We start from the raw sequence: 7,755 nt of genomic DNA on the forward strand, positions 1-7,755 counted from the left end.
CGAGTCAAGGTACGACGGATTTCTTCTGATGAGAGAATTTTGGAAGGACGTTATGCAGATGCTTTGGCAATTGTAGATGAATTAGAAGGCATGAGCAAACAAGCTATTCTGCGAAATATCCAAGCTTATTTAAACATTCTGTTGATTCATTTGATTAAGAACCAAGTAGAACAACGATTAACTGGTTCATGGGCAAATTCTATTCGTAATTCAATCCGAGAAATTAAAAAGCTGAATATCAAAGATAATAAAACATCTTACTACATTAATTTAGGTGAATGGGGAAATTTGATGGAAGAGGAAGTTATTGAAGATGCGATCGCTGATGCTAGCGAGGAAGTGATGAATGGCAAATTTACTCGCTCTCAGTTGTCTGCAATGCTAGATAAAAACCAGCTTTTGACTACAGCTACTAGTTTACTGGCTTTAACATATACTTATTCGCCAAAGGAATTACCAGCGATTATGGATGATTATCTCAGTCAGTTAGCTGGTAGTGAAGATTGGATAAATCGGGAAAAATAAATATCCGCTATTTGTTCGGCAATGATACCAAGTGTTAAATTCAAATTAGCACCATCAACTCTTGAAGGAAATACAAATGACAGCAGATACTACTGTAAAATATCAAGTCCTCAAGGCAGTAGAGGAAATGCCCCAGGACGTTACTTTTGACGAAGTGATGGAACGTCTTTATTTCCTGTACAAAGTTGATCGAGGTTTAAAGGAAGTTGAGACTGGTAATACTATGCCACATGCAGAAGCCAAAAAGCAGATTAAGACATGGCAGAAGTAATCTGGACGAGTCAAGCCTTAACTGATTTAGAAGCAATTGGTGATTTTATTGCACGGGATGCACCAAGTTTTGCCCAGGTATTTGTAGACAGGGTATTTCAATCTGTAGAACGTCTACAACAGTTTCCGCTATCAGGGCGTGTAGTCCCAGAAATCGCTCAAGAGGATTAGGACTTACGCAAAAATTGCTAAAAAGCTTAATTTATCGAACCGCCAAGACGCCAAGAGCGCCGAGAATTCGTAGAGTGTGCGTAAGTCCTAAGGATATTCGAGAGATTATCTTCGGTAGTTACCGAATAGTATATTTAGTCAGCAATGAGCAGGTAAATATCTTAACCGTGTTTCATTCTTCAAGGCAACTTAAGCTTTAATTAATGCTTATGTTTTGATAGCGATCGCTATTTCTATAGAGGCGAAAACTGAGGTAGCAAAGAAAGCCAAGATTACGGTAAACTGATTGATAAATTGTAGTATTTTTTGTCGTAGTACTGTACGTGTAACGAAGAATAAAAGTTTTCGCCAATTGTAAGGTAGAGATAATGAAAGAAATAACACGCCGCAAATTTATCGCAACAGCCACCGTGGCGACAGGTTTTGCCCTGGCAGTACAACCCATTTCTGCCGAAGTCATCACCACCGATGCCAAGGGGTTGGTAGCTGGTGCGGTGAAAATTCCTGTTAAAGATGGCGAAATTCCTGCCTATAGAGCAGCACCTGCTACTGGTAACAATTTCCCAATTGTTTTGGTAATTCAGGAAATATTTGGTGTACACGAGCATATTCAGGATATCACTCGTCGCTTTGCTCAGTTGGGGTATTTAGCGATCGCACCCGAATTATTCATCCGTCAAGGCGATGTCACTAAGTTAAGCAGTATAGACGAAATTCGCCCAATTGTCGCCAAAGTGCCAGATGCCCAAGTTTTATCCGATCTTGATGCCACGGTAAACTGGGCGGTGAAATCAGCTAAAGGTAATGCCGATAAATTGGGGATTACAGGTTTCTGTTGGGGCGGCCGCATTACCTGGTTATACGCGGCGCACAATCCCAAGGTGAAGGCTGGTGTGGCTTGGTATGGACGACTTGTGGGCGATGCTACCGAACTTCAACCCAAGTATCCCGTCGATATTGCATCAAAACTAACAGTCCCCGTTCTCGGACTCTATGGTGGGAAGGATACGGGTATTCCCCTTAATACAGTAGAGCAGATGCGCGATCGCTTAAAGGAAAGCAGCAGCAAATCTGAAATCATTGTCTACCCCGATGCACCGCACGCTTTTTTTGCCGATTATCGCCCCTCCTACCGCGAGAAAGATGCTAAGGACGGTTGGAAACGTCTTTTGGCATGGTTTAAGGAGAATGGCGTGTAAGTCTGCCGAACATAGAAAAGCCTCCCATACCGGGAGGCTCAAAGGTTAGGGCGATCGCTATATCTGCCATGATTTTTAGCAACCGTGAGTGAATTTTATCTTACTTTCTAGTTTTGAGTCAGCAGGAGCAATCATCCACTGGCTACTGTCATAGGGTAATTCAATTTTTAGAGTATTTCGTTGAGTTAATTTTTGATTTAGTTCTGGGTGTGATGAACTAGAAAATTTTCCTGTTAATATCAGAGTTTGGCGACCATCTCCCAGCAGTCTTTTGATACCATTAATGTTATTAAGAAAGAGTTTATTCGGCTCTTGACCGTTATAGGTAAAACCAATTTCTTTGCTGGGTTCTCGGAGACCTTCACTACCTGTCACAACATGGCGATTAGTCACAATCCAGGCGCGATCGCTTTCCCGTTTCACCACCCATCCTGTACCGATGCTATTCCCCTCCCGGATTTGAGCCACCACTTTGACTACAGACCGCTTTAGCAACGATGATTTATCAGTTGGAGTGGGCAACTTTTCTTTAACCACAAGCTGAGTTTTCGGCTGCAACGCCAACAAGCGTTCAGCCTCATCCAGGTTGTTTTGAGCAAAGACATACTTTGGATCTAAGGCGATAGAGCGTTTGTACTCTGCAATAGCCTCTTCTAACTTGCCTTTTTCCTCTAGCGCCAGACCCAGATTATTATGGGCTAAAGTATGGGCACTGGCTGGTGTTGCAGAAATATCTGGTAGCTTTAGTGCTTGACGATATGCCGCGATCGCCTCATCCAGTTTCTTCTGCTCACTCAACACATTGCCCAGACCGATGTAACCACCAGCATGTTTGGGGTCGAGTTGGATGGCTTTGCGATATTGGGCGATCGCCTCATCCAGTTTCCCTTGGTTTTTCAGCGCAATGCCCAGATTGTAGTAAGCATCAGCATCTTTGGGGTCGAGTTGGATGGCTTTGCGATATTGGGCGATCGCCTCATCCAGTTTCCCTTGGTTTTTCAGCGCAATGCCCAGATTGTTGTAAGCAATAGCATCTTTGGGGTCGACTACCTGGTAAAAATCGTAAACAGCCCAAACAAAATTTATTCTCTAGCTTACGTATATTTTTACTGGAAATTATCTTGAAGAAGAATTCAGAAGTCAGAATTCAGGAGCGGAGCCGGAGACGCTCCGCCTCCGGTCAGAATTAAGACGCTGGCGGACTCGCTAACGCTTCGCTATCAGGTAGGGATTCGACCGCTACCTGATTGAAGACTACCAAAATCTTCTCTTTCAGAGACGCTGCGCGAACGATTTTGGTGGGGTTCATACGTGTCAACTTAAGGTAAAAGTCATGTCCCGCAAGGAACTGAAGTTCCTTGGCTTTTAGCAAAAGTCATCTCTTGATGACTAAATAATCCGAAAAATTTTTAGTCTACTTCAGTAGACTTTAGCTATTAGCCCCGAAATTCATTTCTGGGCGGGCGTGGAAGCCAACAGTTAAGCCATTTCTAGCTTACAGCTATTTTCAGGTAAATAGACCACGCGGTAGGGGCACAGCAATGCTGTGCCCTTACGACAGATGTGGTTCAAATACATGAAAACTGCTGTAAGTTGACACCAATGAGCAAAGTTTAGCCCTTACGACAGATGTGGTTCAAATACATGAAAACTGCTGTAAAGCCGTAATGTACTCTATTTTATCTGTCAAAATTCAAACGTTTGCAACAATTACTCTTCCATATATCAAAAACGCCTAAGCATTTCTTGCAAATGTTGAATACTTTGCAACAATTACTCTTCCATATATCAAAAACGCTTAAGCATTTCTTGCAAATGTAGAAGCAGTTGCAGCAAATGTTGAATACTTTGCAACAATTACTCTTCCATATATAAGAAAGGCTTAAGTATTTCTTGCAAATGTATAATCAGTTGCAACAAACGCTTAATGCTTTGCAACAATTACTCTTCCATATATAAGAAAGGCTTAAGTATTTCTTGCAAATGTATAATCAGTTGTAGCAAACGCTTAATGCTTTGCAACAATTACTCTTTCATGTATAAGAAAGGCTTAAGTAATTGCAACAATTGTTGTAATGAACTTATGAATTCATTGAATTCAAGTATATACAAAAAAGCCTCCCATCGCGGGAGGCTTAAAATTTAGCGGAGAAAACTTGTTAAACTACTGGGTAGCTACAGCAATCACTCCTCCTAATGCAGAGAAAACTGCGGAGACGGTTGCTGTGGCAAATAGCCACCAAGCTGCTGAAGCTGCGGCTTTGCGGGTTTCTTCCGCTTGTCGCTGTGCTTGATGCTTCACCTGTTCTAGGCGGCGTTGGGCTTCATGCTGTATGCGTTCTGCACGTTGCAATACTGTGTTGCGGGCCCGTTCAATTTGGTCAATGATCCGGTTGGCATCTTCCTCAGAGATGTCCTCACGAGAACTCATTATTGCCACCAGGGTATCACGGTCAAAAGAAGATAGGCGATCGCGCAGGGCATCAAACCCCGCTTGGGGATCGTCAAAAAATGTGCGAACATCGCGCTTGATATTATCATAGTTAAGTTCCGGGCGATCCAGTGAGTTTAGATAGTTACGAATGCGGCCGAAAACCCCGTCAATCGCATCTTGAATGCCTCGTTGGATATTCCGCACTTGTTCGACAAATTGATCCCTCACGGATACAATGTTATCGGCAATCCGCGCCGCTTCTTCGTCGGAAATATCTTCCCGAATTTTCAGCAGGGCGATGACGGTAGAACGGTCAAAATGGGAAAGGCGATCGCTAAAAGTTTCTACCCCAACTCGCGGATCGTGCAACAGTAGTTGCAAGTCGCGTTTAATACCTTCAGGATTAAGTTCTTCCTTACCAGTTTGGCGCAGATACTCTTCCAGATAAGCTTTGAATGTTTCCGCTCTTTGCTGTGTGCGGGTAGCTAGGCGACGAGGCGCACGGACAAAGTTGCGAATCGAAGTTTGCGTGGAATCAATGATTTCATTGACTTGTTCTTCACTCAAGTCTTTACGTTGACTGAGTAACTTCACCAGTGTATCCCGGTCTACCTGCGACAACCGACGGCGCAGTGCTACGGCTCCCTCCTGGGGATTTTCAAACAATCTGGTAAAATCTCGCCCGATACCTTCTGGGTTCAATTCTTGTTTACCAGTATTCCGCAGATAATCTGCGATCGTGGTAGTAACAGAGTCGTATTGCTCTTTGGCTTTATCGACTACAGCTTGGGGTGTCTGGCGAATACTATGCCACGACTCTTCAGCAGCATTGATGATTTGATTAACTTGATCTTCACTCAAATCTTGCCGTTGACTCAACAATTGCACTAAGGTATCGCGGTCAAAGCGAGACAACCGCGCCCGAATTGAGCTAATTCCAGCTTGGGGATCTTCTAGTAATCTTTTGAACTCTGCGCGGATGGCATCAGGATTCAGTTCTGATTTTCCTGTATTACGCAGATATGATTCTACATTCAGCCACAGGGTTTCTGCTTGATATTGCGCCTGTTCTGCTAGCCCTTTAGATTCTACCAAAACGCGATCGCGTTGTTTTTCCAACTCGTCGAGAATGCTATCTACTTCATATAGCTGGACATCATTACGTTGCAGCAATATCGACCGCATTTCCTGACGCTCAAGGTGGGCTAGTCGTAACGTCAGAGCTTCATAATCTGCATCTGGGTCTTGCAACAGTGGTTTGAAATTCTGCTCAATGCCATGAACTGTCAAATCTGCTTTCGGGGTAACCAGCAGATAACTTTCCACTGAGCGTTGCAAGTCTTGGACTATCTCTCTTTCTTCAATACCGGTGACTATCACTAGCACATCTTTGCGGACAGCTTCTAACTGATCTGCAATGCGCTGAATTTGGGCTTGGGTAAGCAGTCCGCGTTGTTGCAAGATATTGACGAAATCGTTGCGGGATAGTCGTTCTAGTTCCCTGCGGACTATTCCCGGGTCAGCTGCTGGGTCGTAGATGACATCACGAAATTCCTGGGCAATTCTTTCTTGGCTTAGTTGCCAAGCATAAGTATTATGCAGGTAGTTTTCGACATCAGCCCGAATTGGGCTATAGGGTTCTGATGGTGTTGGCAAGCCTAGCTTATCTGCTTGTTGGGTGACTTTATCTTTGGCGGTGGTGAGACTACGCAAGATTTTTTCCACATCCAAATCAGGCAAATCTGTGCGTCCCAACACAATACCAGTTAAGGCGGATAGTCCTTGCTGAAGTGTACTTTGAATTGGCCCAGGGGTTGCCTTTTGATCAGCTTCTTTAGAGCCACGGGTTTCTGCTACTAATCGATCCAGTTTGGCATTGAGTTCATCTGTCTTGCTTTGTCCTGGTGGAAGTGATTTCAGATAATCCATTAACTCACCCAGCCGGTCTTGGGTGGGTGGTTGCTGACTCACTACTTGCTGCCAAACTTTATACAAGGTATCAGCAATGCGGCTAACGTCTTTTTTGGAAAGGTCGGTGCGACTGCTGACTAACTCGATAAACTTCTGGCGGTCGATGTTGCGAATATCTGGAGTCCCCGCGATCGCTTTTAATTGCGGATCGTTGAGTAAATTTTCAAAGTCACTCCGAATCTTTGACAAATCTAGCTCTGGAGGACGCAGCTTGTCTAAGTAATCTTCTATATTTTCCCGGATACTTCCAGGGTCGATGGCGCTTCCTAGTTCCCGGCGGACAGCGGCGGCGGCGGCTTCAGCTGTCGCTACAACTTGGTTATTGATAGCCTTTGCGCCCAGTGCGGCGGTGGCTGTGCCCATAATCGCCTGAAAACCGGAAGTTGCCGTATTGACAACTGAGCCAATTAAGGAACCCACGGTGGTGGAACTTACCCAGACGAGGAGCAAAAAGTAAGCGCCCCAAATCACCAAACCGAGAATCGCCCCCAATCCTGGGTCTAAGATTTCCTGGCTCAATTTAACCGCGAGAAAAGAAGCGATTAATAAGGCGATCGTCACAGTGACTAATGTCCAAATCCCTACTGCTGTGCCAATTTTGCGAATGTTACCGCCCAAACTTCCGGCTTCCCCACTATCTGAATCCGAGTCAGATGAGTGCCCCAGGTAGGAAATACCGGCTGCAAGGGAAAGATTAGTTAGAACTAATTGGAAAGCAAAGGCTAAAATCACGCCGGAGATTAAAGCCACAAAAAGGTGCGGCCCGGAAGTCAGATCCGATGCCTGTGGTGGGACGTTTGGGGATTCTACTGGACCCTGTGCCAACCACAATAGTGGTTTGTAGAGTTCCAGCATGATTTCCGTACTTTGGAACATTGTATTTCCTTCTTCTAAGGTTTAAATTTGGGGAATTAAGATTTTCTTGAGAAGCAACTCTTAGTATTTATGTTTGTACGTATGGCAATACCTAACTCATTAGCTCAGAATCCTGGAATTTGGCTATTCAAAGCATCTCTCTAAAGATTGAAAAGTGTATCCAGCGAAAGATATAACTTTTATTATCCTTCGGTGAGAGTTTTAATCAAATTACCACCTAATCTTAATTATGTATAGCTAATTTTTACTTTTTAATTGTTTATTTGTAGCGATTGATTCTATTTGAATTATAGTTATCTTGTAAGTTCT

The 7,755-nt window shown here is 43.9% G+C and carries 8 protein-coding genes; 5 read left to right on the top strand and 3 right to left on the bottom strand.

Annotation, left to right across the window (positions count from 1 at the left end; all coding sequences use genetic code 11):
- The first annotated feature begins 18 nt into the window (after nucleotides 1-18).
- From LC574_RS17005 to LC574_RS17020, 5 genes are all read left to right on the top strand, one after another.
- Nucleotides 19-525 (top strand): DUF29 family protein, encoded by a 507-nt coding sequence (locus LC574_RS17005; RefSeq protein WP_229454606.1) that lies wholly within the window; start codon nucleotides 19-21, stop codon nucleotides 523-525.
- Nucleotides 526-601: 76 nt separating this feature from the next.
- The gene (locus LC574_RS17010) at nucleotides 602-796 is read left to right on the top strand and encodes a hypothetical protein (protein WP_229454602.1); all 195 of its coding nucleotides are present in this window, start codon (nucleotides 602-604) and stop codon (nucleotides 794-796) included.
- The gene (locus LC574_RS38080; RefSeq protein WP_267871568.1) at nucleotides 784-966 is read left to right on the top strand and encodes a type II toxin-antitoxin system RelE/ParE family toxin; all 183 of its coding nucleotides are present in this window, start codon (nucleotides 784-786) and stop codon (nucleotides 964-966) included. Before LC574_RS17010 ends, LC574_RS38080 begins: the two co-directional genes overlap by 13 nt.
- A gap of 14 nt (nucleotides 967-980) precedes the next feature.
- Nucleotides 981-1,166 (top strand): type II toxin-antitoxin system RelE/ParE family toxin, encoded by a 186-nt coding sequence (locus tag LC574_RS39060; protein ID WP_368736698.1) that lies wholly within the window; start codon nucleotides 981-983, stop codon nucleotides 1,164-1,166.
- Between the two features lie 168 nt (nucleotides 1,167-1,334).
- Nucleotides 1,335-2,165: a dienelactone hydrolase family protein gene (locus LC574_RS17020; RefSeq protein WP_229454603.1), complete on the top strand. Its 831-nt coding sequence runs from the start codon at nucleotides 1,335-1,337 to the stop codon at nucleotides 2,163-2,165.
- Nucleotides 2,166-2,240: 75 nt separating this feature from the next.
- Here the strand turns inward: LC574_RS17020 and LC574_RS17025 are convergent, their stop codons facing one another.
- The 3 genes from LC574_RS17025 to LC574_RS17040 all read right to left on the bottom strand — a co-directional run bounded on the left by LC574_RS17025 (nucleotide 2,241) and on the right by LC574_RS17040 (nucleotide 7,446).
- Nucleotides 2,241-3,251: a tetratricopeptide repeat protein gene (locus tag LC574_RS17025; protein ID WP_368736699.1), complete on the bottom strand. Its 1,011-nt coding sequence runs from the start codon at nucleotides 3,249-3,251 to the stop codon at nucleotides 2,241-2,243.
- Between the two features lie 100 nt (nucleotides 3,252-3,351).
- Nucleotides 3,352-3,537, bottom strand: coding sequence for a hypothetical protein (locus LC574_RS17035; RefSeq protein WP_229454604.1), 186 nt, complete (start codon nucleotides 3,535-3,537; stop codon nucleotides 3,352-3,354).
- A 792-nt stretch (nucleotides 3,538-4,329) separates the two neighbouring features.
- Nucleotides 4,330-7,446: an MFS transporter gene (locus LC574_RS17040; protein ID WP_229454605.1), complete on the bottom strand. Its 3,117-nt coding sequence runs from the start codon at nucleotides 7,444-7,446 to the stop codon at nucleotides 4,330-4,332.
- Nucleotides 7,447-7,755 lie beyond the last annotated feature (309 nt).

Source organism: Nostoc sp. CHAB 5715, assembly GCF_020829685.1.
GTDB lineage: Bacteria > Cyanobacteriota > Cyanobacteriia > Cyanobacteriales > Nostocaceae > Nostoc.

Bases quoted from the DNA above. Each gene is read 5' to 3' on its own strand.
- LC574_RS17010 (WP_229454602.1), top strand. From the start codon at position 602: ATGACAGCAGATACTACTGTAAAATATCAAGTCCTCAAGGCAGTAGAG.
- LC574_RS17040 (WP_229454605.1), bottom strand. From the start codon at position 7,446: ATGTTCCAAAGTACGGAAATCATGCTGGAACTCTACAAACCACTATTG.
- LC574_RS17020 (WP_229454603.1), top strand. From the start codon at position 1,335: ATGAAAGAAATAACACGCCGCAAATTTATCGCAACAGCCACCGTGGCG.
- LC574_RS38080 (WP_267871568.1), top strand. From the start codon at position 784: ATGGCAGAAGTAATCTGGACGAGTCAAGCCTTAACTGATTTAGAAGCA.